Here is a 24,559-nt window from a genome sequence, read left to right on the forward strand (position 1 = left end):
GACGAAACGAGCCGGTCCACCCCGACACGCGTTCGCCGGGGTCCTGGCGTGCCTTGTGGGATTCCTTCTGCCCGTATCGGCGGCCTGGGCTCAAGTGCCGTCCGACCTGCAGCTCGTCCAGGTCGCCAGCGGACTGGGCCGGCCGATCGCGGTTCGCCACGCTGGCGACGGCAGCGGCCGGCTGTTCGTGGTCGACGTCGACGGTCGCATCCGGACCATCCGCAATGGCAGCCCGCTGGCCACCCCGTTCCTGGCCATCGGCGGCAGCGCCAGCCCGCCACCATTCGGCTTCGGCCTGGGCGGCGAGGGCGGCCTGTTGGGTCTGGCCTTCCACCCGCAGTTCGTGGCCAACGGCCGCGTCTACGTCTACTACACCGACGCGCAGTCGGATGGCGTGCTGGCCCGCTATACCGTGCTGCCGGGCGATCCCGACCGCCTCGACCCGGCCAGCGTCCAGGTGCTGCTGCGCATCGATTCGGACACCACCTACCACAAGGGCGGCGACCTGCACTTCGGTCCGGACGGCTACCTGTACCTGTCGGTCGGCGACGGCGGCGGCGGCATCAGCCTGGATACCTGCAACCGGGCGCAGTCGCTGTCGCCGGCCGACCTGGCAGCCAACGACGGCAACGACCCGGACTGTCCCGCCGACGCCAGTTTCACCGGCACCGGCGGCAACCCGGATTCGCGCGCGCTGCAGGGCAAGCTGCTGCGCATCGACGTCGATGCGGTGACGCCGGCGGGTGGCAATGAGCTGTGCGCGTCGGCACCGGACGGCTCGGCCGGCTATGCGATACCGGTGGACAACCCGTTCGCCGGCACGGCGGGTGGCCCGGGCCGCTGCGACGAGATCTGGGCCTACGGACTGCGCAACCCCTATCGCTTCAGCTTCGACCGTCACACCGGCGACCTGCTGGTCGGCGACGTCGGCGAGGGCGAGCGCGAGGAGATCGACTGGCTGCCTGCGGGGCAGGGCGGGCAGAACTTCGGCTGGCCGATGTGCGAGGGCACCCTTGGCAACTGCCCTGGCACGGTGGCGCCGGTCCTGGAGTACAGCCATGCCAGCAACGGGCCGCCGTGCACCTCGGTGACCGGCGGATTCCGCTATCGGGGCGCCATCAACGGCCTGCGCGGGCTCTACGTGGCCAGCGACTACTGCACCGGCCGCCTGCGCTTCGCAAGGCGCGTCGGATCCGGCTGGCAGTTCGTGCAGACCGGTGCCGCCGGTCCCTTCCTCGAGCACGCCGGTTTCGGCGAGGGCGAGGACGGCGCGCTCTACCTCGCGCTGATCGAAAGCGGCCGTCTGCTGCGCTTCAGCGCCGCGGGCCAGGACGGCCTGTTCGGCTACGGATTCGACTGAGCGTCGGCGACATGCGCTGTGCCGGGACCAACGGCCCATGTCGCCAGCGGGCGCCTGTGCCAGTCTGGTTTTCGTCTTTTGGAGCGCCGCCATGAATGTCCTGGTCGTCCTGCTGCTGTGGGCCATCGTCCTGGTCCTGGCCTGGCCCCTGGCCTTGCTGATCCTGGTGCTGTGGCCGCTGCTGTGGCTGCTGTCGATCCCGTTCCGCATCGTCGGTTCGCTGATGGACGCCCTGCTGGCCTTCGTCCGCCAACTGCTGTTCCTCCCGGCCCGTCTGCTCGGTCACCGCGACCGGCGGTAGCGGGACTCGGGACTCGGGACTCGGGACTCGGGACTCGGGACTCGGGACTCGGGACTCGGGACTCGGGACTCGGGACTCGGGACTCGGGACTCGGGACTCGGGACTCGGGACTCGGGACTCGGAGCCTGATCTGCTCCCCTCTCCCGCGGCGCGGGAGAGGGGCTGGGGGAGAGGGTTGCCTGGACAGGGCGCAGACCTGGTCACTTGCCGCGCACCCTGCGGATAGGGGGCGTTGCCGAGCCCAGCTCCCGTGAACGCCGCCCCAGTCCTGCCGCCCGGCGCGCGCCCTTCCGTCACCACGACCATCGCCGCTTGACAACGCCGCCGCACGTTCCTACGCTGTGCAACGTATTAACGCACTATCACATTAACTTCATGAAACGCCGCTCGCTGACGCCCGAACTCCCGGACGACGATGCCGAGGCCCGCCTGTGCCGGGCTTTCCTGTCGTTGCGCACCGTTCCCGAAGTGCGCGCCTTCCTGTCCGACCTGTGCACGCCAGCCGAGCGCGAGGCCATGCGCGATCGCTGGTGCGTGGTGCCGCACCTGCTCGCCGGCGAGCCCTACCGGGAAATCCACGAACACACCGCCGTAAGCATCACCACCATCGGCCGCGTCGCGCGCACCCTTGCCGAGGGAGCCGGGGGCTACCGGCTTGCGGCGAACCGCGGCAAGCCGCGCGCCGCCCGCACCTGACCTGGAACCTCCCGCCATGAATCCTTCCCGCGATCGCCTGCGCATCGCCGTGCAGAAGTCCGGCCGCCTCTCGGAGGCGTCGCTGGATCTGCTGCGCCGCGCCGGCCTGTCCTTCCGCGCCAGCCGCGACAAGCTGTTCCTGTACGGCGAGAACCTGCCGGTCGACGTGCTGCTGGTCCGCGACGACGACATCCGCGGCCTGCTGCTCGAGGGCAGCTGCGAACTGGGCATGGTCGGCCGCAACGTGCTCGACGAGCAGCGCCTGACCGGTGCCGGCGCGGCCTCGCCGCAGGTGTGCACGGCGCTGGGCTTCGGCCAGTGCCGGCTGGCCATCGCCGTGCCGGCCGAGTTGCCCTGGGACGGCCCGGCCAGCCTGGCCGGAAGGCGCATCGCCACCTCCTACCCCGGCCTGCTCGGCCAGTGGCTGCGCGAGCACGGCATCGAGGCCGAGGTGGTGGTGCTGAACGGCTCGGTCGAGATCGCTCCGCGCCTGGGCAAGGCCGAAGCGGTCTGCGACCTGGTCTCGACCGGTGCGACCCTGGCCGCCAACCAGCTCCGTGAGGTCGAAACGGTGCTGGAGAGCATTGCCGTGCTGGCGCAGTCGCCGCGCCCGCTGCCGCCGGCCCTGGCCGGCATCGGCGACAGCCTGGTGGCGCGCATCCGCGGCGTGCTCGGTGGCGACGGCGCCCGCCTGCTGATGCTGCGCGCACCGCGTGCGGCGCTGGCCGAGATCGCCCGTCTGTTGCCCGCGCGCGAAGCGCCCAGCGTGCTGCGCCTGGACGATGCGCCCGACCAGGTCGCCCTGCAGGCGCTGTGCGGGCGCAGCCTGGACTGGCAGCACCTGGAAGCGCTCAAACGCCTGGGCGCGCACGGCCTGATGGTGCTCAACGTCGAGCAGGTGCTGGCATGAGGACGATCGACTGGGCCGCCCTGGATGCCGCCGGGCGCGCCGGGACCCTGGCGAGGCCTGATCCGGTGCGCGATGCCAGCCTGGTGGAGGGCGTCCGCACCATCCTGGCGCAGGTCCGCGTCGAGGGCGACGCTGCGCTGCGCGACCTCACCCGGCGCCTGGACGGCGCCGACCTGGACCGCTTCGAGGTCGACGCTGCGCAGTTCGACGCTGTCGAAGCTGGAGTCGACCCGGTGGTTCGCGCCGCCATGGAACGGGCAATCGACCGCGTGCGCCGCTTCCACGCGCCGCAGGTGCCGCAGCGCCTGCGCGTGCGCACCGAGCCCGGCGTGCAGTGCGAGTACCTGGTTCGCCCGATCCGCCGGGTCGGCCTGTACGCGCCTGCCGGCAGCGCGCCGTTGCCGTCGACCGTCTGGATGCTGGCGGTACCCGCAAAGCTGGCCGGCTGCCCCGAGGTGGTGCTGTGCACGCCGCCCGGCCGCGACGGCCGGGTCGATTCCCTGGTCCTGCTGGCGGCGCGGCTGTGCGGTGTCGACCGCGTGTTCGCCCTGGGCGGCGCCCAGGCGATCGCGGCGATGGCCTACGGCACGCAGCAGGTGCCGCGCTGCGACAAGCTGTTCGGCCCCGGCAACGCCTGGGTGACCCAGGCCAAGCTGGCCGTCGCCGGCGACCCCGCCGGCGCCGCCATCGACATGCCGGCCGGTCCCTCCGAGGTGATGGTGATCGCCGACGACAGCGCCGACCCGGTACTGGTGGCCGCCGACCTGCTCGCGCAGGCCGAGCACGGCGCCGATTCCCAGGTGGTGCTGATCAGCCCCGACGTCGGTCTGCTTGAGGCCGTGCAGGCGCAGTGCCGCGCGCAGGCCGCCAGCCTGCCCCGCGCCGACATTGCCGCGGCGGCGCTGGCCCATGCCCGTTTCATCCGTGTCGCCGACCTGGAGCAAGCCGCGCAGGTCGCCGAGGACTACGCGCCCGAGCACCTGATCGTCCAGACCCGCAGTCCGCGGGCGCTGCTGCCGCGCATCCACAGCGCCGGCAGCGTGTTCCTGGGCCCGTGGTCGCCTGAGACGGTCGGCGACTATTGCGCCGGCCCCAACCACGTGCTGCCGACCCTGGGCTTCGCGCGCGCCTGGAGCGGCGTCGGTGTCGCCAGTTTCGTGCGCCGGATGAGCGTGCTGGAACTCAGCGCCGACGGCCTGGCCCGGATCGGCCCGGACGCCGCCGTGCTGGCGCGCGCCGAGCGCCTGGAGGCGCATGCCCGCGCGGTCGACCTGCGCCTGGCCCGGGACGGGCAGGGGAGCGCCGCGGCATGAGCGTGCTCGAGCGCATCCGGCCGGACCTGGCCGGCTTCGTCCCCTATGCCTCGGCGCGCCGCGCCGGGCACCGCGCCGGCATCCGCCTGGACGCCAACGAGGCGCCCTGGCTGCAGGCCGGCGACGGCAGCGGATTGAACCGCTATCCGTCGCCGCAGCCGACCGAGCTGCTGGCCGCGCTGGCCGGCCTGTACGGTGTGCGCCCCGGCCAGGTCTACGCCGGCCGCGGCAGCGACGAGGCCATCGACCTGCTGGTGCGGCTGTTCTGCCGGGCCGGCCGCGACAACGTGGTGACCCTGGCGCCGACCTTCGGCATGTACCAGGTCGCCGCGTCCCTGCAGGGTGTCGCCCTGCGCCGGCAGACGCTCGACCCGGAACAGGACTTCGCGCTGGACCCGCAGCGCCTGCTCGACCTGGTCGACGACGACACCCGGCTGGTGTTCCTGTGCTCGCCCAACAACCCCACCGGCACCGACTTCCACGCCCAGGTCGAGCCGCTGGCGCGCGACCTTGCCGGCCGTGCCCTGCTGGTGGTCGACGAGGCCTACGTCGAGTTCGCCGGTCACGAGGGCGCTGCGGGCCTGCTCGACCGCCACGAGAACCTGGCGATCCTGCGCACCCTGAGCAAGCTGCACGCCCTGGCCGGTGCCCGGGTCGGCGCCCTGCTGGCGGCCGAGCCGCTGGTCGCACGGATCGCCGCGATCGCCGCACCGTATCCGCTGCCGGCGCCCAGCGTCGCCGCCGCGCTGGCCGCGCTGGCGCCGCCGGCGCTGGCACGCACCCTGGCGCTGCGCGACGGCCTGCTCGCCGAGCGCGAGCGGGTGCGTGCGGCGCTGGCCGCGTTGCCCGGCATCGACCGGGTCTGGCCCTCGGCCGGCAACTTCCTGCTGCTGCGTTGCCACGATGCCGGCGCGACCTTCGCGCGCGCGCTGGCTGGCGACGTGCTGCTGCGCGATGTCTCAGGCCAGCCCGGCCTGGCCGGCTGCCTGCGCGCCAGCATCGGCACGCGCGCCGACAACGACGCCCTGCTGGCGGCGCTGGCGGACGGGGTGCCGGCATGAACGCGCCGGCCGTGCTGTTCGTCGACCGCGACGGCACCCTGATCCAGGAGCCGCCGGACCAGCAGATCGACGCCTACGAGAAGTTCGCGATGGTGCCCGGCGCGATCTCGGCGCTGCGCCGCCTGCGCGAGGCCGGCTACCGGCTGGTCATGGTCAGCAACCAGGACGGCCTGGGCACCGTCAGCTTCCCGCAGGCCGCCTTCGAGGGGCCGCAGCGCCTGCTGCTGGACATCCTGGCCAGCGAGGGCGTGGTGTTCGACGAGATCCTGATCGACCCGACCCTGCCGGACGACCACGCCCCGACACGCAAACCCGGCGTCGGCCTCGTGCGCCACTACCTCGGTGCCGACGGCATGGACCGCCGGCGCAGCGCGGTGATCGGCGACCGCGCCACCGACCTGGAGTTCGCCGCCAACCTGGGCGTCGCCGGCTACCGGCTGGGGCCGGACCTGGACTGGCCAGCGGTGGTGCGCGCCCTGCTGCGGCCGGCCCGCCATGCCCGCGTCGAGCGGCGCACCCGGGAGACCGACATCGTGGTCGAAGTCGACCTCGATGCGCAGGCGCGGCCGTCGGTGGCGACCGGCATCGGCTTCTTCGACCACATGCTGGAGCAGCTCGGCGTCCATGGCGGCTTCGCCCTCTCGCTGCGCTGCCGGGGCGACCTTGAGATCGACGAACACCACACCGTCGAGGACTGCGCCCTGGCCCTCGGCCAGGCGCTGCGCCAGGCCCTGGGCGAGCGCCGCGGCATCGGCCGCTACGGCTTCACCACGCCGATGGACGAGGCGCTGGCCCAGGTCGCGCTGGACCTGTCCGGGCGCGCCGCCTTCGTGTTCGAGGGCGGGTTCGATCGCGAGCGCGTCGGCGGCCTGGCCACCGAGATTGTGCCGCACTTCTTCCGTAGCCTGGCCGAGGCCCTGGGCGCCAGCCTGCACATGTCCGTGCGCGGCGACAACGACCACCACCGGGTCGAGGCCTGCTTCAAGGCGACCGGCCGGGTCCTGCGCCAGGCATTCCGCCGCGACGGCGACGAGGCCACGGTGCCGAGCAGCAAGGGCGTGCTGTGAGCGCCGTGCCCGACCTGGTCGTGGTGCCGGTGGGCGGCGCCAACTTCGGCTCCTTGGCGCGCGCCTTCGAGCGGGTCGGCGCGACGCCGCGGTTCAGCGCCGAACCGGCCGACCTGCGACGCGCCTCGCACGTGGTGCTGCCCGGCGTCGGCGCCGCCGCGGCGGCGATGCCGGCGCTGCGCAGCCAGCGCCTGGCCGAGCTGCTGGCAGGGCTGCGCGTGCCTCTGCTCGGCATCTGCCTGGGCATGCAGTTGCTGTTCGAGCACAGCGCCGAGGGCGAGGTGCCCCTGCTCGGCCTGCTGCCCGGCCGCGTCGAACGCCTGCCGGCGGCACCGTCCTGGCCGCACATGGGCTGGACCACGCTGACCGCCACCGCGGCGGGACGCGGGCATCCGTTGCTGGCCGGCATCGGTGCCAACGACTGGTTCTATTTCGTGCACGGCTATGCCGCCTCGACCTCGTCCTCGACCCTGGCCAGCGCCGACCATGGCGGCGCCTTCAGCGCCGTGGTCGGCGCCGGCAATCGGCTGGGCGTGCAGTTCCACCCGGAGAAGTCCGCGGCGGCCGGTCGCCGCCTGCTCCGCAATTTCCTCGACCTGTGATCATCCTGCCCGCCATCGACCTGCGCGGCGGCCGCGTCGTGCGCCTGAGCCAGGGCGACTTCGCGCGCGAGCGCCGCTTCGACACCGACCCGGTGCGCCTGGCCCGCCTGTACGCGCAGGCCGGCGCGCGCCGCCTGCACGCCGTCGACCTGGACGGCGCGCGTGCCGGCGAACCTGCGCAATTGCCGCTGCTGCAGGCCCTGGCCGACACTGGTCTGGCCGTGCAATGGGGCGGCGGCGTGCGCTGCCAGGCCGACATCGAGGCGGTGCTGGCGGCCGGCGCCCGGCGCGTGGTGGTCGGCAGCATGGCGGTGCGCGAGCCCGGCCGCTTCGCGCAATGGCTGGGTCGCTACGGCGACCGCCTGGTGCTGGCGCTGGACCTGCGCGCCGACGACGCGGGCCGCTGGCAACCCACTGCCGACGCCTGGCAGGCCAGTGTGGATCGCGACATCGAGGCCCTGCTCGATGGTTTCGCCGCTGCCGGCCTGCGCTGGGTTCTGAGCACCGACATCGCCCGCGACGGCATGGCTGGCGGCCCGAACCTGGACCTGTACGCCTGGCTGGCCGGCCGCTGGCCGACCCTGGCGGTGATCGCCTCGGGCGGCGTGCGCAACGAGACGGACGTGCAGGCCCTTGCAGGCACCGGCGCCGCCGCCTGCGTCGCCGGCACCGCGCTGCTGGAAGGCACCCTGCCCACCGCGTCGCTGGCCGGCCATGCCGGCCCGGCCTGGGCGGACTGAAGGCCCGGCCATGCCCGCCCTGCGCCTGATTCCCTGCCTGGACGTCGCCGACGGCGTGGTCGTCAAGGGCGTGCGCTTCCGCGACCACAAGGTGGTCGGCGACATCGTGGCCTTGGCCCGCCGCTACGCGGCCGAGGGCGCCGACGAGCTGGTCTTCTACGACATCACCGCCAGCCCCGACGGCCGGCGCGTGGACACCGACTGGGTGCGCCGGGTCGCCGACGAGCTGGACATCCCGTTCTGCGTGGCCGGCGGCATCCGCAGCGTCGACGATGCCGCGGCAGTGCTGGCGTCCGGCGCCGACAAGATCTCGGTGAACAGCCCGGCGCTGGCCGACCCCGGCCTGATCGACGCGCTGGCGGCGCGCTTCGGCAGCCAGTGCGTGGTGGTCGGCATGGACGTCCGCGACGGCGGCCTGGCGCGCGACAGCGGCCGGCCCGAGCGCAGCGGCGACAGCGGCCGTCGCCTGCTCGACTGGGTCGCCGAGGTCGAGTCGCGCGGCGCCGGTGAGATCGTGCTGAACTGCATGCGCGCCGACGGCACCCGCGCCGGCTACGACCTCCAGACCACCGCTGCGGTGCGCGCCGCCACCCGGCTGCCCCTGGTCGCCTCCGGTGGCGCCGGCTGTGCCGCGCATTTTCTCGAGGTGTTCCGCCAGGCCGGCGCCGACGCCGCCCTGGCCGCCAGCATCTTCCACAGCGGCGAACTGCCCCTGCCGGCGCTCAAGCGCGAACTCGCCGCCGCCGGCCTTGCCATCCGTCCCGTGCCCGCCCCGGAATTGCCGATATGACCCGCACCGCGCTCGACGCCGGCCTTCCGGATCGCCTGGATTTCGCCAAGGGCGACGGTCTGCTGCCGATGGTGGTCCAGCACGCCCACGATGGTCGCGTGTTGATGCTGGGCTGGATCGATCGCGCGGCCCTCGAGGCCACTCTCGCCACCGGCCAGGCGCACTTCCACTCGCGCAGCCGGCAACGTCTGTGGCGAAAGGGCGAGACCAGCGGCCATGTGCTGGAGGTGCGCGCGCTCAGCGCCGATTGCGACGGCGACACCGTGCTCTGCCAGGCCGTTCCGGTCGGCCCCACCTGCCACCGCGGCACCGCGACCTGCTTCGACGGCGATGACCCGGCGCAGCCCTGGCTCAACGCGCTCGAGGACCTGATCGCCCGCCGTCTCGCCGAGGGCGGCGAGGGCAGCTACGTCGCCCGCCTGTTCGCTGCGGGCCTGCCGCGCATCGCCCAGAAGGTCGGCGAGGAGGGCGTGGAGACCGCGCTCGCCGCCGTCACCGGCGACAACCCGGCGCTGCTGGGCGAGGCCGCCGATCTGCTGTTCCACCTGCTGGTCCTGTTGCGGGCACGGGGTCTTGCGCTCAAGGAGGTGGTCGCCGAACTGGAACGTCGCCACACGGGGTGAGGCCCGACCCCCGCATCGGCTGCCTGTCCCACGTGCCTGCCTGTTTCGCGAAGCTGAGTGACCCCGGCTTCGTAGGACAAAGACTAGGTAAAACAGGGTAGTGGGCGATATTTCTGCGATCGATTCCCGGCGTGGGTCGCGGCAGCAACCGCGCGCCCACTCGATGACGCAGTGCAGATTGACAACGCTGTCAATCTGAGGAACTGTGCGCCGGGCCGGGCGCTCGCGCGCTCGGCGACCACCGATTGTCGGGGAGGACAGCGGGGCAATGAGCAAGTCGGAGAGCGTGACGGGCTGCGGCAGGGGTGCGCGCCCGCGTGTCATCGGTCCGGTGCTGGCGGCGACCCTGTGCCTGGGGGCGTCGGCCTGCGCCGGCACGCCAGGCGCAGACCCCGTGGCGGCCAGTGCCGCGCAGGCCGGGTCGCAGGCGCAGATCGACCCGCAGTCGTGGCCGGCGCTGGCCTCGCCGATGCCGGTCGACGACGCGATCGAGACCCGCATCGCCGGCCTGCTCCGCAGCATGAGCGTGGCCGACAAGGTCGGTCAGCTGGTGCAGGCCGACATCGGCAGCATCACGCCCGAGCAGGCGGCCCAGTACCGCCTGGGCTCGGTGCTGGCCGGAGGCAACTCGGCGCCGGACGGCAAGGCCTACGCGACCGCCGAGGAATGGCTGGCACTGGCCGACGCCTACCACGCCGCGCTTGCGGTTCCCGGCGAGAGCGGCGTGGCGATCCCGCTGCTGTTCGGCATCGATGCCGTGCATGGCCACAACAACGTCATCGGCGCGACCCTGTTTCCGCACAACATCGGCCTGGGCGCAGGTCGCAATCCCGACCTTGTGGGGCGGATCGCCGAGGCGACTGCCCGCGAGATCCGGGCGACCGGCATGGAATGGACCTTCGCGCCGACGCTGGCGGTGCCGCGCGACCTGCGCTGGGGCCGTACCTACGAGGGCTACGGGCAGGATCCGGCCCTGGTCGCCAGCTTCGCGGCGGCGGTGGTGGAGGGCCTGCAGGGCGCGCTCGGCGCCGAGGATTTCCTGGCCGGCCACCGCGTGCTGGCGGGCGCCAAGCATTTCCTGGGCGATGGCGGCACGGTCGACGGCAAGGACCAGGGCGATGCCCGCCTGGACGAGCGCACCCTGGTCGCCGTCCACGGCGCCGGCTATCCGCCGGCACTGGCGGCCGGCGTGCAGACGGTGATGGCGTCGTTCTCGAGCTGGAACGGCGAAAAGATCCATGGCCACCATGGCCTGCTGACCACGGCGCTCCGCGAGCGCATGGGCTTCGACGGCTTCGTGGTCGGTGACTGGAACGGCCACGGCCAGGTGCCGGGCTGCAGCAATGTCGACTGCCCGCAGTCGCTGATCGCCGGTCTGGACATGTACATGGCGCCGGACTCCTGGCAGGGCCTGTTCGAAAACCTGCTGGCCCAGGCGAAGTCCGGGGCAATCCCGCCCGCGCGCCTGGACGAGGCCGTGGCGCGGATCCTCAGGGTCAAGCTGCGCCTCGGACTGTTCGAGGCGCCGGCGCCGTCGCAACGGCCGCTGGGTGGCCGCTTCGATCTGATCGGTCATGCCGACCACCGCGCCCTGGCCCGGCAGGCGGTGCGCGAATCGCTGGTGATGCTGAAGAACGCCGGCGGGCTGCTGCCGTTGTCGCCTGGCCAGCGCATCCTGGTGGCCGGCGACGGCGCGGACGACATCGCCAGGCAATCCGGCGGCTGGACGCTCACCTGGCAGGGCACCGGCACCCGCCGCGCGGACTTCCCGGGTGCGACCTCGATATGGGAGGGCATCCGCGCCGATGTCGAGGCGGCCGGAGGGCGCGCCGAGCTGGCCCCGGATGGCCGTCACGCCGAGCGCCCGGACGTCGCCATCGTGGTGATCGGCGAGGAGCCGTACGCGGAGTTCCAGGGCGACCTGGCGACGCTGGCCTACCGTCCCGGCGACGACCGGGACCTGGCGCTGATCCGCCGGCTGCGCGCCGAGGGCATTCCCGTGGTCACCGTGTTCCTTTCGGGCCGGCCGCTGTGGCTCAATCGCGAGATCAATGCCTCCGACGCCTTCGTTGCCGCCTGGCTACCCGGTTCGGAGGGTGCCGGCATCGCCGACGTCCTGTTGCGCGGCGCCGATGGCGGCATCCGCCACCCGTTGCGCGGGCGGCTGTCGTTCGCCTGGCCCCGCACGCCCACGCCGGTGTTCGACGGGCCGGGTGGCCTCGATGCCGATCCGCTGTTCCCGATCGGCCATGGTCTCGGCTTCGACGACGACGGCGACCTGCCGATCCTCGACGAGTCCTCCGAACTGGTCGCACCCGGTGCCGAGGCAGGGATCTTCGTGGTCCGCGGCGCACCGGTGCCGGGCTGGCGGTGGCAGGTGGGCGGCGGCGAGTCGTGGACCGCGCTGGGGACCGACGACGCGAGCGCCGGAGTCGGTGCGCAACGCACCGACCACGCGGCCCAGGAGGATGCCCTTCGGCTGACCTGGCACGACGCGGGAGCCGTGCTGGCGCTGCAGGGCGACCAGCCCGTCGACCTGCGCCGCGAGACCAATGGCGACGTCGATCTGCTGCTGACGCTGCGTCTGGATCGGGCTCGGCCCGCGCGCGTCGGCCTGGGGTGTGGCGAGGCGTGCGCCGGCTGGCTGGACTGGCCCGCAGCGGTCCTGCCGGGCGGCGCCTGGCACCAGGTCGCGATCTCCTTGAAATGCTTCGAGTCGGCCGGGGTCGATCCCGGCCGGATCGAGACGATGCTGGCGCTGGACGCGCCGGCATCCACCGTACTGTCGCTGTCGCGGGTCGAGCTGGGGACTGGCTCGGGCGCCCGCATCGACTGTCGTTGATGCCGGGCATCCGCCGGCGTGCCGTCACCCACGAACGAATCGAACCTAGGGAGGTGAGATCGATGAACCAGAACAACTACCGCCGGCAGAAGCTGGCACTCGCCTGCATGATCGCGCTCGCGGCCAACGCCCAGGCACAATCCGACAGCAGCCGCGAACGCAGCGACGAGGACGAGGCGCGCCAGCTCGACACCGTCATCGTCACGGTCGAGCGTCGCGAGCAGGACCTGCAGAAGTACGCGGGCACCGCCCAGTCGCTCAGCCAGGACGAGCTGCGCGGCCTCGGCATCAACAACGAGCTGCGCAACATCCAGTGGGCGATACCCGGCATGAGCATCGCCAACCAGGAGGGCAACGTCGAGATCTTCATCCGCGGCGTCGGCTCCGCCAACAACACGGAGCTCGGCGACCCGGGCGCCGCGCCCCACATCAACGGCATGTACGTGCCGCGTCCGCGCGGCCTGGGCGCGATGTTCTACGACCTCGACCGGGTCGAGGTGAACAAGGGGCCGCAGGGCACCCTGCGCGGCCGCAACGCCCTGGCCGGCACCCTCAACATCGTCACCCGGCGCCCCGACCTCGGCGAGGTCAACGGCTACGTTCTGGGCGAGGCCGGCAGCCGCGACCACCTGGGCGGCGAGTTCGGCCTGAACCTGCCGGTCGGCGAGCGGGCGGCGTTCCGTGTCGCCGGCTACTGGCTGGAGAAGGACAGTTCGTTCCGCAACGTCGGCGACCAGTCGCTCAAGGCGGCAGGTTTCCAGGACGAAAAGGCGGCCCGGGTGTCCTTCCTTGCCGAACCCACCGACGCGCTGTCCATCTTCCTGATGGCCGACATCGGCAAGGAGGGCGGCACCGGCTATCCGGGCGCGAACATCTTCGGCGCTGCCGTTTCCGGTTTCCGGCCGGAGGATCTCGACATGCGCCGGGTGGTCTACACCGGTCCCCAGGGCGAGCTGGACGCCACCAACTGGGGCGTGCAGGCCAAGATCGGCTACGACTTCGGTGCGGTCAGGCTGGACTACGGCGTCAGCTACCGCGACGTCGACTACTGGCAGGTCAACGCCAGCAGCCAGGGCATCGACTGGCCGGGGCGCGACCTCACCCAGCGCCCGCCCGGATCCGGCGACGGCTCGCGTCCGGACTACGACCTGTACTCCTCGAACTACTGGGAATCCCTGTCGCAGGCGCAGATCCACGAGCTGCTGCTGACCTCGTCCGACGAGGGGCGGTTCCTGTGGACGGTCGGTGGTTTCCACTTCGACGAGGACCAGAAGGCGGCGCTGTTCTCGCTCGCCGACAAGGGCGTGTTCTACTCGGGCACCGAGTTCACCATGCCCGAGGTCCGCGGACGCTCCTGGGCGGTGTTCGGCGACGGCACCTACGAGCTCAACGAGAGCTTCCGCCTGAAGGGCGGCTTGCGCTACACGGACGAGTTCAAGTCGCGCTACGGCATCGGCGGCAACTGGACGATCGGCCTGGGCGCCGAGAACGGTTGCTGCTTCAGCACCCGCCTGGGTACCCCCGGTTTTCGCCCGGCGCTCAGCCGGCGGCCCAATTTCGACGTGTCCGGGCTGACCACCAATGCCGACTACGCCCGCTTCCTGCTGGAAGGCATCCTGCGTGGCGGCATCAACGACACCATCTTCCAGCAGATCGGCCCGATCGCCAGCGGGACCCTGCCGAACGGCGGTTGCGTCGCCCGTCCCGACACCGGCGGCAACACGCTGCTGTGTTCGCCGAACGGCTCGCATCCCTGGATCGTGCTGGGCATTCCCTCGCAGCAGGTCGGCGAGAGCAAGTTCGACTTCGTCGACTGGCGCGTCGGCTTCGAGTACGACGCGTCCCCGGACAACCTGGTCTACGGCACCCTGTCCACCGGCCACAAGGCCGGCGGCTTCAACGACAGCTTCGATCCGGACGTGATCCCCGAGACCTACCGCCCGGAGTCGATCCTGGCCTGGGAGATCGGCAGCAAGAACGCGTTCCAGCTCTGGGGCCGGCGTTCGACCTTCAACGTCTCCGCGTTCTACTACGACTACAAGGACCAGGTCTTCCAGGACCTCACCGCGATCGCCTTCAATCCCGACACCGGCGAGGCGACCGGCTTCGCCCTGGTCAACCGCAATGTCGGCAAGTCGCGGATCATGGGCGTCGAGGCCGAGAGCATGCTGAACTTCTCGCGCGACTTCAGCTTGCAGCTGCACGGCCTGTACCTCGACACCGAGATCAAGCGCGGCGTGGTCGCCGACGTGCGCAGCATCGACTACGGCCTCGGCGGCGTCACCTCGGAGATCGACCTGGCCGGCAACGAGCTGCCGCTGGCCTCGCGGCTGACCCTGAACGCGCGCCTGCAGCACGCCTTCGATCTCGGTCCTGGCACCTTCGACTGGCAGGTTCTGGCCAGTTATCGCTCCGGCTACTACCTGACCCAGTTCAACAACCGCGATGTCGTGTTCGTGGCCGATACCGGCGGCACGGTCGACCGGATCGAGTCGGCGGCCGAGGCCGGGTTCCCGGATCGCCAGCGGGGCGAGACCACGCTCAACGTTGGAATCGGCTACGGCCTGCCCGGCGGCGCCTGGCGGATCGAGGCCTGGGGCAGCAACCTGCTCGGCAACGACGTGTCGCAGAAAGCACTGGTGGGCTCACAGCTCAACATCCGCTTCCTCAACGACCCGCGCACCTATGGCGTGCGCGTGAAGGCGGTGTTCTGAGCCAGAACCCGCGCAACGCCGCCGCGGTCCGGCGACGGACCGCGGCAGCCTGCCAGGTCGTCGCACCTCCACTCACCCACCCGCCGCGAAGCAGAGCATGAATTCCACCCTGCAGACACTCGACCTGGTGGTCCTGGCGATCTACGTGCTTGTCCTCGTCGGGATAGCGCTCTGGATCTCGCGTTCCCGTCCCGGCCACGAGCGCGACGCCGCGGACTACTTCCTGGCCGGCCGCTCCTTGCCCTGGTGGGCGATCGGCGCCTCGTTGATCGCCGCCAACATCTCGGCCGAGCAGATCATCGGCATGGCCGGGTCCGGCTACGTGATCGGACTGGCGATCGCCTCCTACGAATGGACGGCGGCGATCGCCCTGATCCTGGTCGGCAAGTTCCTGTTGCCGATCTTCCTGGCCAAGGGCATCTACACCATGCCGCAGTTCCTGGAACTGCGCTACGACCGCAGCGTCAAGACGGTGATGGCGACGTTCTGGCTGGGCGTCTACATCTTCGTGAACCTCACCGCGGTGCTCTGGTTGGGCGCGCTGGCGATCAACACGCTGACCGGGCTGGCGATGGGCTGGGGCATGCTGTTCCTGGGCGCGTTCGCGGTCGCCTATTCGCTGTACGGCGGGCTCAAGGCCGTCGCCATGACCGACATCATCCAGGTCGTGCTGCTGGTGCTGGGCGGCCTGCTGATCGCCTGGCTGACGCTGGACCGCATCGCCGGGGACGCCGGCGGACCCTGGACCGGTCTGGTGATGCTGGCCACGCAGATGCCGGACAAGTTCCACATGATCCTCGACCGCGGTCATCCGCAGTACCACAACCTGCCGGGCCTGGGCGTGCTGCTCGGCGGCCTGTGGGTCATGCACATGTCGTACTGGGGCTTCAACCAGTACATCATCCAGCGCGCCCTGGCGGCGCGCAGCGTCGCCGAGGCGCAGAAGGGCATCGTCTTCGCGGCCTTCCTCAAGCTGCTCATGCCGCTGATCATCGTCGTGCCCGGCATCGCCGCGGCGGTGCTGGCGCCGAACCTGGCCGCACCCGACCAGGCCTACCCGACGATGATGGCCCTGGCGCCGGTCGGGATCCGGGGGCTGATCTTCGCGGCCCTGGTCGCCGCGATCGTCTCCTCGCTGGGGTCGATGATGAATTCGGTGTCGACCATCTTCACCATGGATCTGTACCGGCAGGTCATGCCGGGCGCCTCGCAGCGCCAGCTGGTCACGGTCGGGCGACTCGCCGGCCTGGTGGCGATCGTCGTCGCCATGCTCGCCGCGCGGCCCCTGCTGGGCGGCTTCGAGCAGGCCTTCCAGTACATCCAGGAATTCACCGGCTTCTTCACCCCGGGCATTTGCGTGCTGTTCCTGTTCGGCCTGTTCTGGAAGGGCGCCACGCCGCTGGGCGCCCTGGCCGCCGCGATCGGTTCCTTCGTGTTCTCGCTGGCATTCCGGTACGGGCTGCCGCAGATGCCGTTCATGGACCGCGTCGGCTATGTCTTCCTGCTGTGCGCCGCCGTGCTGGTCGTGGTCTCCCTGCTGCAGCGCCGCGGCGCCGATCCGCGCGCGATCGACTGCTCGGCGATCGGCTTCACCACGACCACCGGCTTCAACGTCGCCTCGGCGGTCATCACGGCGGCGCTGATCGCGCTCTATGCCTGGCTCTGGTAGGGCGATGCAGGGACCAGGGACGCGCGGCGGGCATGCCCGCCGCACCCGCCGTGCCGGCTCACCGGGCCGGCGCCGGCCCGGTGGAACTGCGCAGCATCAGCTGGTGCTCGACGCGCACGCGCGCGCCCGCGCCGTGCCCGGCCAGGTTGTCGATCAGCTGGATCGCGGCGGTGCGCCCCATCTCCCTGCTCGGTTGCCGGATGGTGGTCAGGGACGGGTAGACCTGCAGGGCGATCGGCGTGTCGTCGAAGCCGCACACGGACACGTCGCCGGGCACGGTGAGGCCGCGTTCGTAGGCGGCATGGAGCGCACCGGCCGCCATGTCGTCGTTGCCCGCGAAGATCGCGCTGGGCGGGTCGGGCAGGTCGAACAGGCGGGCGCCGGCGGCGACGCCGGATTCGAAGGAGAACTCGCCGGGCACGATCAGTTCCTCGCCTCCGTCGAGACCGGCGGCCTGCAGGGCCTGGCGATAGCCGCTGAGGCGCCAGCCGCTCGCGCAATGGTCGGCATGGCCGCTGATATGCGCGATGCGGCGGTGACCCAGGGCGATCAGGTGCCCGACGATCTCCCGCGCCGCCCGGGTTTCGTCCAGCTCGACGCCGACATGCCCGTCTTCGTGTCCGGAGGAGATGCTGGCGTAGGGCATGTCCAGGCTGTCGAGCAGGTGCAGCAGCCCGACATGGTCGGTGATCGGCGGCGTCAGGATCATGCCGTCCGGCCGGTACTGCAGGGCGAAACCCCTGACCGCTGCGAGCAGGTCCGGGTCGCGATAGCCCAGCGGACGCAGCATCAGCGTGTAGTGGTTGGCTTCGCAGGCCTCCAGCACGCCGGCCTGGATCTGCATCAGGTAGTTGGCGCTGGGGTTGTCGTAGAGCAGGGCGATCACGTACGAGCGCCGGCCGGCCAGGCTGCGCGCGGAGGGGTGGGGCCGGTAGTCGAGTTCGCGCACCGCGGCCTCGACCCGCGCCCGGGTCGTCTCGCGGACGTTCGGTTCGCGGTTGAGGACGCGCGACACCGTCTTCAGCGAAACGCCGGCCCGTCGGGCGACATCGTCGATGCGGCTGGGCATGGGCGGAACGCGGTCCTGGCACCTGGGCGACGGCTTCGATTCTGCCAGATCGACAGGACATTCCAAGCCGCCTCGTCGGTACGCGTTGCGCTCGTCCAGCGGGGGCGCCGATGAGCCGGCTCGCCCTCGTCGCCGACCTGGGCGGCACCAACGTGCGTTTCGCGCTGGCGGACGCCGACCGCACCGGCCTGCTGCGCCCCGAGAGCATCCGGCGGTTCCGGGTCAGCGACTTCCCGTCGCTGAGCATGGCGGCCCTGCACTACCGGGCGGAACTCGAGGTCTGGCCCCGGCATGCATTGTTCGCGGTGGCCGGGCGCGTCGAGCGCGAACAGGTGGCCATCACCAACCACCCCTGGCACATCGAGATCGAGGCGACCCGACGCCACCTGGAGCTGGAGCGCCTGGACGTCCTCAACGACTTCGCGGTGCTGGGCCGCGCGCTGCCGCTGCTCGACGACGACGACCTGCGCGCGATCGGCCCGGCGCTGCCGGACTGGACGGGCGAGGGCGATCGCTGCTGTGCGGTGCTGGGGCCCGGTACCGGGCTGGGCGTGGGTGCCTTGCTGCGGCGTCGGCGCGCGCTGCTGGCGCTGCCCAGCGAGGGCGGCCATGTCGGCTTCGCGCCGACCGATGCCCTGCAGATCGAGCTGCTGCAGCGCCTGCGCGGCCGGTTCGGCCGGGTTTCCACGGAGCGGCTGATTTCCGGCCCCGGCCTGGCCAATGTGCACCAGGCGTTGGCCGAGATCGCCGGCATGCGCGCAACCTTGCTCAGCCCGGCGGCGATCACCGCCGGGGCGCGCGACGACGACGCGCTATGCCGGCAGAGCGTGGCGGTGTGCCTGGACCTGCTCGCCGACTTCGCCGGCGACCTGGTGCTGGCGTTCGGCGCCTGGGACGGGGCCTACCTCGCCGGTGGCCTGGTGCGCGAGCTGTGGCCATGGTTGTCGCCCGAGCGATTCCGCCAGCGCTTCGAGGCCAAGGGACGCTTCACGGAAACCATGACCAGGGTGCCCCTGGCCGCCATCGTGCACCCGGAGGCGGGCCTGTTCGCCTGTGCCGCGCTGGCGCTGGCTGCAGGTGAATGATGCGGGCCGGCGGTGCGCCGGGCCCGCGCCTCAGCGCGCCGCCACCGGGTTGAGCGCGGCGGCCGCGGCGGCCAGGCGACGGATCTGCGGCCAGTCGCGCTCGGCAAGCGCCGCCGGCGGCACCATCCAGGAGCCGCCCACGGTGAGGACGCAGTCCAGCGCCAGGTAGGCCGGCGCCCGCGCGGCATCGATGCCGCCGGTCGGGCAGAACCGCGCCTGCGGGAAGGGTCCGGAAAGCGCCCTGAGCGTCGCCGGCCCGCCGGAGGATTCGGCAGGAAAGAACTTGAAGTGGCGATGACCGAGCTCCCAGCCCCGCATCAGCTCGCTGGCGGTGGCGATCGCGGGCAGGAAGGGAATGCGTGCGCTGGCCGCCGCCCGGTACAGCGCATCGGTGGCGCCCGGCGCGATCGCGAAACGGGCGCCGGCCGACTGCACGGCGTCGAGCTGGGCGGCATCGAGCACGGTGCCGGCGCCGATCACGCAGTCGGGCACCTCACGGGCGATGCGCTCGATGGCGTGCAGGGCGACGTCGCTGCGCAGGGTGAGCTCCAGGACCGGCAGGCCGGCCTCGACCAGGGTGCGCGCCAGCGGCACTGCGTCTTCGAGACGTTCGACCACCAGCACGGGCAGCACCGGCGCGCACCGCAGCAGGCGGCCGATCGGGGAGGCGGAAGCATCGGGGGAGGCGCTCATGGGGGACTCGTCTAGGGTTCGCGCAGGGCGACGGCGGCGCCCAGCAGGCCGGGCTGCGGGTGGCAGATGACCCGGACCGGGATCGAGGCCAGGTAGTCCGAGAAGCGGCCCTTGGCCAGGAAGCGCTCCTGGAACGCACTGGCGCGCAGGAACGGCAGGAAGCGCGGCACGATGCCGCCGGCGATCATCACCGTCCGTGCGCCGTGGATCAGCGCAGCATCGGCTGTGACGCTGCCCAGTATCGCGCAGAACTGCGTCAGGGCCTGGCGGGCGACGGGATCGCTGTCGTCCAGCGCGCCTGCGACGATTCGCGCGGGATCGCGCAGGTCGCAGGCGGCGGTGCGCGCGGGATCGGCCTCGACGCCACGGATCACGGCGTCGATGTGGGAAAGGCCGACGCCGCTGAGTACGCGCTCGGTCGAGGCGCGGCCGTGGCGCATGCTGATCCAGCGTGCCAGGCGCTCCTCCAGGTCGGTCAGCGGCGCGAAGCTGACATGGCCGCCCTCGGTCTCGACGACCTGCCAGCCTTCGTCCGGCGAGCCCACCAGCACCGCCACGCCCAGGCCGGTGCCGGGGCCGATCACGGTGACCGGGCCGTGCAGGACCGGCAGGTCGGGGCCGTACAGGTGCACGCAGTCTTCGGGCTGCAGGGCTGGCACGGCGCGGGCGACCGCGCCGAAATCGTTGAGCAGCCGCAATTCGTCCAGGCCGAGCGCGCTGCCCAGGGACCGACGGGAGAACGTCCAGGAACGGTTGGTGAGCCGCACCGCATCGCTGCCGACCGGCGAGGCGACCGCGATGGCGGCCCGGCGCGGACGGACGTTGACCTGGGCCAGGTAATGCGCCGCCGCCTGCTCCAGGCTGGCGAAATCGGCGCTGCACAGGGCCGCCGGCTGGCTGATCGCCACCGGCTCGGCGCGCAGGTCGGTCAGCGCGAAGCGGGCGTTGGTGCCGCCGATGTCGGCGACCAGTCCGAGCGCGCTGCTCACCCTTCGGGCTCCGTGCCAGGACTGGCGCCGAACAGCGCGCAGGCGCCCTGTTCCGCGTTGCCGGTCGCGGCACGCATCAGCCCGAACAGCTCGCGGCCGTCGCCCTGCGCGCTGTGCGCGGTCTCCGGGTGCACCAGGGGGCGCGCGTCGAGCGTGGCGGTGTCGACGTGGACGTCGAAGGTGCCAGCCTCGGCATCGATGCAGATCGGGTCGCCGTCGCGCAGGCCCGCCAGCATGCCGCCGTCCAGTGCCTCGGGGACGACATGAATGGCGGCGAGCACCGTGCCCGAGGCGCCCGACATCCGGCCATCGGTGAGCAGGGCGACCCGCTGGCCGCGCTGTTGCAGCACCGACAGCGTCGGCGTCAGCTTGTGCAGCTCCGGCATGCCGTTGGCGCGCGGCCCCTGGCCGCGCACCACGGCGACCAGGTCGCCGACCAGATCGCCGCGCCGGAAGGCGTCGAGCACGGCGTCCTGCGACTCGAACACCCGTGCCGGGGCGAGGATGCGGCGGTGCCCGGGGGCGACCGCCGAGACCTTGGCGATCGCCCGGCCGAGGTTGCCCTGTAGACGGCGCAGCCCGCCCTCGCAGTCGAACGGGTCGGCGACGGTGCGCACGATGCTCGTGTCCAGGGAGGCCGTGGGCGGCTCGCGCCAGCGCAGCGCCGTGCCGTCCAGCCAGGGCTCGCAGGCCTGGTCGCGCAGGTCGCCACCGTGCACGCAGCGGATGTCCGGATGCAGCAGGCCGGCCTCGAGCAGTTCGCGGATCACCAGGCCCAGGCCGCCGGCGGCATGGAACTGGTTCACGTCGGCCGCGCCATTGGGATAGACGCGGGCCAGCAGCGGCGTCGCCCGGGACAGCGCGTCGAGGTCGTCCCAGTCCATCACCAGGCCGGCGGCGCGGGCGACGGCGACCAGGTGGATCGCGTGGTTGGTGGAGCCGCCGGTCGCCGCCAGGCCGACCAGCGCGTTGACGATGGCCTTCTCATCCACGGTGTGGCCGATCGGCGTGTAGGCATCGCCCAGGGCGGTGATGCGCAGCGCGCGCTCGGTGGCGGCGACGGTGAGGGCATCGCGCAATGGCGTGCCCGGGTTGACGAAGGCCGTGCCCGGCAGGTGCAGGCCCATCACCTCCAGCAGCATCTGGTTGGAGTTGGCCGTGCCGTAGAAGGTGCAGGTGCCGGGGCCATGGTAGGAAGCGGCCTCGGCGGCGAGCAGCTCATCGCGGCTGGCCTTGCCCTCGGCGAAGCGCTGGCGCACCGCAGCCTTCTCGCGGTTGGGCAGGCCGCTGGTCATCGGGCCGGCGGGCACGAAGATCGCCGGCAGGTGGCCGAAGCTGAGCGCGCCGATCAGCAGGCCGGGCACGATCTTGTCGCACACCCCCAGCAGCAGCACGGCGTCGAACATGCCGTGGGACAGCGAGACCGCGGTGGCCAGCGCGATGGTGTCGCGCGAGAACAGCGACAGCTGCATGGCATCGCGGCCCTGGGTCACGCCGTCGCACATGGCGGGGACGCCGCCGGCGACCTGGGCGCTGCCGCCGGCGTTGCGCGCCACCGCCTTGATCAGGGCCGGGTAGTTCTCCATTGGCTGGTGCGCGGACAGCATGTCGTTGTAGGCGGTGACGATGCCGAGGTTGGCCGCCGCCTGGCCGCGCAGCGCGGGCTTGTCGGCACCGGCGGCGGCGAAGCCGTGCGCCAGGTTGCCGCAGCTCAGCCGCTGTCGCGCCGGGCCGGCGCCGCGGGCCGCGTCGATGCGGTCCAGGTAGGCCCGTCGCGTGGCGGCGCTGCGTTCGGCGATGCGGGTGGTGACGCGTTCGACGGTGGGATGCAGTGGCATGGCCTCAGGGACTCCAGTGGACCTGCAGCGGCGGGCCCGGCGCCCGCAGCACGGCAGCGATCGGCGCCCGCTGCGTATCGCCCCCCGAAGTGGCCGATTGCAGCACAGCGCGCTTGGCCTGGCCCTTGATCAGCAGGACCCGATGGCGGCTGTGCAGCAGCCGCCGCAGGCTCAGGCTGATGCGAGGATGCGGTGCCTCGGCGGGCAGCGGCACCGGATCGATGCGCAGGGCGTCGGGTGCGTCGTCGGCCAGGCCGGCGGCGAGTTGCGCGGCACCGGGGAACAGCGAGGCGAAGTGGCCATCGACGCCCATGCCCAGCAGCACCAGGTCGAAGGGCTGGTCCAGCCTGGCGAGCAGCGCGTTGGCATGCTCGACACTGCGTCCGGAATCGCCGTCGGCGACGGTCAGGGCGCGCAGGTCGAGTCCCTCCGCCGACGCGAATGCCTGCTGGAGCGCGGCGTGGTTGCAGGCGGGGTGGTCGTGCGGCACGCAGCGCTCGTCGGTGGCCACCGCCACCACCCGCGACCAGGGCAGGGGGTGTGCGGCCAGCAGCCGGTACAGCGCCATCGGTGTGTTGCCGCCCGCAAGCGCCAGCCGGGCCTGGCCGCGCGCGTCGATGGCCTGGTCGATGCGCAGCGCCAAGTCCGCGGCCAGGGCTGCCGCGACAACGTTGTCATCCGGGTGGGCGTGCTCGATGGCGTTCATCGCATCCACGGGTTCAATCGCGCCAGCTGTGGCCGTGGCGTTCGGTCAGGCGGACCGCCTGGCTCGGTCCCCAGGTGCCGGCCGGATACGGACGCGGGGTACTGCCGGCATGCAGCCAGCCGTCCAGGATGCCGTCGACCCAGGACCAGGCCGCCTCCGTCTCGTCACGCCGCACGAACAGCGTGCCGTTGCCTTCGATGGCGTCCAGATACAGGCGCTCGTAGGCCAGGCGCCGGCGATGCCCAGAGAACTCCTCGTGCAGGTCCAGGTCCAGCGCCACCCGCGACAGGCGCAGGCCGTTGCGGTCCAGCCCGGGCGTCTTGTGCATGAGGATCAGCTCGATGCGCTCTTCCGGCTGCAGGCGGATCAGCAGGGCATTGGGCTCGACCCGGGCGCCGGTGCCCGCGAAGATCGAGTGCGGCACGGCCCGGAACTGCAGGTAGATCTCGGTGCAGCGGCGCGGCAGCCGCTTGCCGGTGCGCAAATAGAACGGCACGCCCGACCAGCGCCAGTTGTCGACCAGGGCGCGCAGGGCCACGAAGGTCTCGGTGCCGCTGCCGCGACCCAGCTCCTCCAGATAACCGGGCACCGCCCGCGCGTCGATCGCGCCGGCCGTGTACTGGCCCGCCACGCTCTCGGTCTCGACATCGCCGCGGCCGATGCCGCGCAGCGAGCGCAGCACCTTGAGCTTCTCGTTGCGCACCGCGCTGGGGTCGAACTGAGAGGGCGGCTCCATCGCCACCAGGCACAGCAGCTGAAGCAGGTGGTTCTGCACCATGTCGCGCAGCGCGCCGGAGCCGTCGTAGTAGTCGGCGCGTCCCTCCAGGCCGACCGTCTCGGCGACGGTGATCTGCACCTGCTCGATGTGACGGGCGTTCCACAACGGCTCGAACAGGGCATTGCCGAAGCGCAGGGCGATCAGGTTCTGCACGCCCTCCTTGCCCAGGTAGTGGTCGACCCGGTACACACGCGTCTCGTCGAAGATCGCCGTCACCGCATCGTTGATCGCCACGGCGCTCGCGCGGTCCTGGCCCAGCGGCTTTTCCAGCATCACCCGCGTGCCGGCATCGGCAAGCCCGCGCTCGCCCAGCGACGCGCAGATCGGCGCGTACCAGCGCGGCGCAAGGCTGAGGTGGTAGACCACCTCGCCGTCGCGGCGCGCGGCGATCGCCGCCGTCAGGCGCTCGAGATCGCCCGTGGCATCGATCGAGGCCGGCAGGTACTCGATGCGCGCCAGCAACGCGCGCAGCGCGGCCTCGCCCTGGGCATCGCCGGCCACCTGCGGTTCCAGCAGCGCCCCGACCCGGTGCCGGAACGACTCGTCGTCGCCCTCGCTGCTGGCGGTGCACAGGATGCGCAGCCGCGGCGGCAGCAGGCCATCGCGCTGCAGGCCGTGCAAGGACGGCAGCAGCATGCGCTGGGCAAGATCGCCGGTGGCACCGAACAGGGTCAGCAGGTTCGCCTTGGTGTCACCCATGCAGGTCGAAATCC

At 72.1% G+C, this 24,559-nt stretch carries 21 protein-coding genes; 15 read left to right on the forward strand and 6 right to left on the reverse strand.

Annotated features, from left to right (window positions below; translation table 11 throughout):
* The first annotated feature begins 94 nt into the window (after positions 1-94).
* The 14 genes from KF823_00595 (at position 95) to KF823_00660 (ending at position 16,688) form a co-directional block, all read left to right on the forward strand.
* Positions 95-1,360 (forward strand): PQQ-dependent sugar dehydrogenase, encoded by a 1,266-nt coding sequence (locus tag KF823_00595; protein ID MBX3724401.1) that lies wholly within the window; start codon positions 95-97, stop codon positions 1,358-1,360.
* 91 nt (positions 1,361-1,451) lie between these two features.
* Positions 1,452-1,661: a hypothetical protein gene (locus KF823_00600; protein MBX3724402.1), complete on the forward strand. Its 210-nt coding sequence runs from the start codon at positions 1,452-1,454 to the stop codon at positions 1,659-1,661.
* A 375-nt stretch (positions 1,662-2,036) separates the two neighbouring features.
* A complete protein-coding gene (locus KF823_00605; GenBank protein MBX3724403.1) occupies positions 2,037-2,357 on the forward strand; it encodes a DNA-binding transcriptional regulator in 321 nt (106 codons plus the stop codon).
* A 16-nt stretch (positions 2,358-2,373) separates the two neighbouring features.
* Complete coding sequence (locus tag KF823_00610; GenBank protein ID MBX3724404.1) at positions 2,374-3,267, forward strand: ATP phosphoribosyltransferase; 894 nt, start codon at positions 2,374-2,376, stop codon at positions 3,265-3,267.
* Positions 3,264-4,580 (forward strand): histidinol dehydrogenase, encoded by a 1,317-nt coding sequence (gene hisD / locus KF823_00615; GenBank protein ID MBX3724405.1) that lies wholly within the window; start codon positions 3,264-3,266, stop codon positions 4,578-4,580. Before KF823_00610 ends, hisD begins: the two co-directional genes overlap by 4 nt.
* Positions 4,577-5,641 (forward strand): histidinol-phosphate transaminase, encoded by a 1,065-nt coding sequence (gene hisC, locus KF823_00620; GenBank protein MBX3724406.1) that lies wholly within the window; start codon positions 4,577-4,579, stop codon positions 5,639-5,641. Before hisD ends, hisC begins: the two co-directional genes overlap by 4 nt.
* Complete coding sequence (gene hisB, locus KF823_00625) at positions 5,638-6,708, forward strand: bifunctional histidinol-phosphatase/imidazoleglycerol-phosphate dehydratase HisB (protein ID MBX3724407.1); 1,071 nt, start codon at positions 5,638-5,640, stop codon at positions 6,706-6,708. The genes hisC and hisB overlap by 4 nt, the downstream gene beginning before the upstream one ends.
* Before the next feature lie 5 nt (positions 6,709-6,713).
* Positions 6,714-7,310: an imidazole glycerol phosphate synthase subunit HisH gene (gene hisH, locus KF823_00630; protein ID MBX3724408.1), complete on the forward strand. Its 597-nt coding sequence runs from the start codon at positions 6,714-6,716 to the stop codon at positions 7,308-7,310.
* Complete coding sequence (locus KF823_00635; protein MBX3724409.1) at positions 7,307-8,050, forward strand: 1-(5-phosphoribosyl)-5-((5-phosphoribosylamino)methylideneamino)imidazole-4-carboxamide isomerase; 744 nt, start codon at positions 7,307-7,309, stop codon at positions 8,048-8,050. Before hisH ends, KF823_00635 begins: the two co-directional genes overlap by 4 nt.
* Positions 8,051-8,060: 10 nt before the next feature.
* Positions 8,061-8,840, forward strand: coding sequence for an imidazole glycerol phosphate synthase subunit HisF (gene hisF / locus KF823_00640; protein ID MBX3724410.1), 780 nt, complete (start codon positions 8,061-8,063; stop codon positions 8,838-8,840).
* Positions 8,837-9,463 carry a bifunctional phosphoribosyl-AMP cyclohydrolase/phosphoribosyl-ATP diphosphatase HisIE gene (locus KF823_00645; protein MBX3724411.1) on the forward strand — a complete coding sequence of 209 codons (627 nt, stop codon included), beginning with the start codon at positions 8,837-8,839 and terminating at the stop codon, positions 9,461-9,463. The genes hisF and KF823_00645 overlap by 4 nt, the downstream gene beginning before the upstream one ends.
* A gap of 268 nt (positions 9,464-9,731) precedes the next feature.
* Positions 9,732-12,305, forward strand: coding sequence for a glycoside hydrolase family 3 C-terminal domain-containing protein (locus KF823_00650; GenBank protein ID MBX3724412.1), 2,574 nt, complete (start codon positions 9,732-9,734; stop codon positions 12,303-12,305).
* A gap of 62 nt (positions 12,306-12,367) precedes the next feature.
* Positions 12,368-15,019, forward strand: coding sequence for a TonB-dependent receptor (locus KF823_00655; GenBank protein ID MBX3724413.1), 2,652 nt, complete (start codon positions 12,368-12,370; stop codon positions 15,017-15,019).
* A 97-nt stretch (positions 15,020-15,116) separates the two neighbouring features.
* Complete coding sequence (locus KF823_00660; protein ID MBX3724414.1) at positions 15,117-16,688, forward strand: sodium/sugar symporter; 1,572 nt, start codon at positions 15,117-15,119, stop codon at positions 16,686-16,688.
* 58 nt (positions 16,689-16,746) lie between these two features.
* Here the strand turns inward: KF823_00660 and KF823_00665 are convergent, their stop codons facing one another.
* A complete protein-coding gene (locus KF823_00665; GenBank protein MBX3724415.1) occupies positions 16,747-17,757 on the reverse strand; it encodes a LacI family DNA-binding transcriptional regulator in 1,011 nt (336 codons plus the stop codon).
* A 110-nt stretch (positions 17,758-17,867) separates the two neighbouring features.
* On the opposite strand from KF823_00665, the gene glk (KF823_00670) reads away from it, so the two are divergent.
* Positions 17,868-18,842 (forward strand): glucokinase, encoded by a 975-nt coding sequence (gene glk, locus KF823_00670; GenBank protein MBX3724416.1) that lies wholly within the window; start codon positions 17,868-17,870, stop codon positions 18,840-18,842.
* 30 nt (positions 18,843-18,872) lie between these two features.
* Here glk (KF823_00670) and eda read toward each other — a convergent pair whose 3' ends face one another.
* Genes eda through zwf form a run of 5 tightly spaced genes read right to left on the reverse strand, consistent with a single transcriptional unit; the run spans position 18,873 to position 24,545 of the window.
* Positions 18,873-19,535, reverse strand: coding sequence for a bifunctional 4-hydroxy-2-oxoglutarate aldolase/2-dehydro-3-deoxy-phosphogluconate aldolase (eda, locus tag KF823_00675; GenBank protein MBX3724417.1), 663 nt, complete (start codon positions 19,533-19,535; stop codon positions 18,873-18,875).
* Between the two features lie 11 nt (positions 19,536-19,546).
* Positions 19,547-20,524 carry a glucokinase gene (gene glk, locus KF823_00680; protein MBX3724418.1) on the reverse strand — a complete coding sequence of 326 codons (978 nt, stop codon included), beginning with the start codon at positions 20,522-20,524 and terminating at the stop codon, positions 19,547-19,549.
* The gene (edd, locus tag KF823_00685; GenBank protein MBX3724419.1) at positions 20,521-22,362 is read right to left on the reverse strand and encodes a phosphogluconate dehydratase; all 1,842 of its coding nucleotides are present in this window, start codon (positions 22,360-22,362) and stop codon (positions 20,521-20,523) included. Before edd ends, glk (KF823_00680) begins: the two co-directional genes overlap by 4 nt.
* Positions 22,363-22,366: 4 nt before the next feature.
* Positions 22,367-23,077, reverse strand: coding sequence for a 6-phosphogluconolactonase (gene pgl / locus KF823_00690; protein MBX3724420.1), 711 nt, complete (start codon positions 23,075-23,077; stop codon positions 22,367-22,369).
* A 4-nt stretch (positions 23,078-23,081) separates the two neighbouring features.
* Positions 23,082-24,545 (reverse strand): glucose-6-phosphate dehydrogenase, encoded by a 1,464-nt coding sequence (gene zwf, locus KF823_00695; protein MBX3724421.1) that lies wholly within the window; start codon positions 24,543-24,545, stop codon positions 23,082-23,084.
* Positions 24,546-24,559: the final 14 nt, after the last annotated feature.

The sequence above is a fragment of the Lysobacterales bacterium genome (genome assembly GCA_019634735.1).
GTDB lineage: Bacteria > Pseudomonadota > Gammaproteobacteria > Xanthomonadales > UBA2363 > Pseudofulvimonas.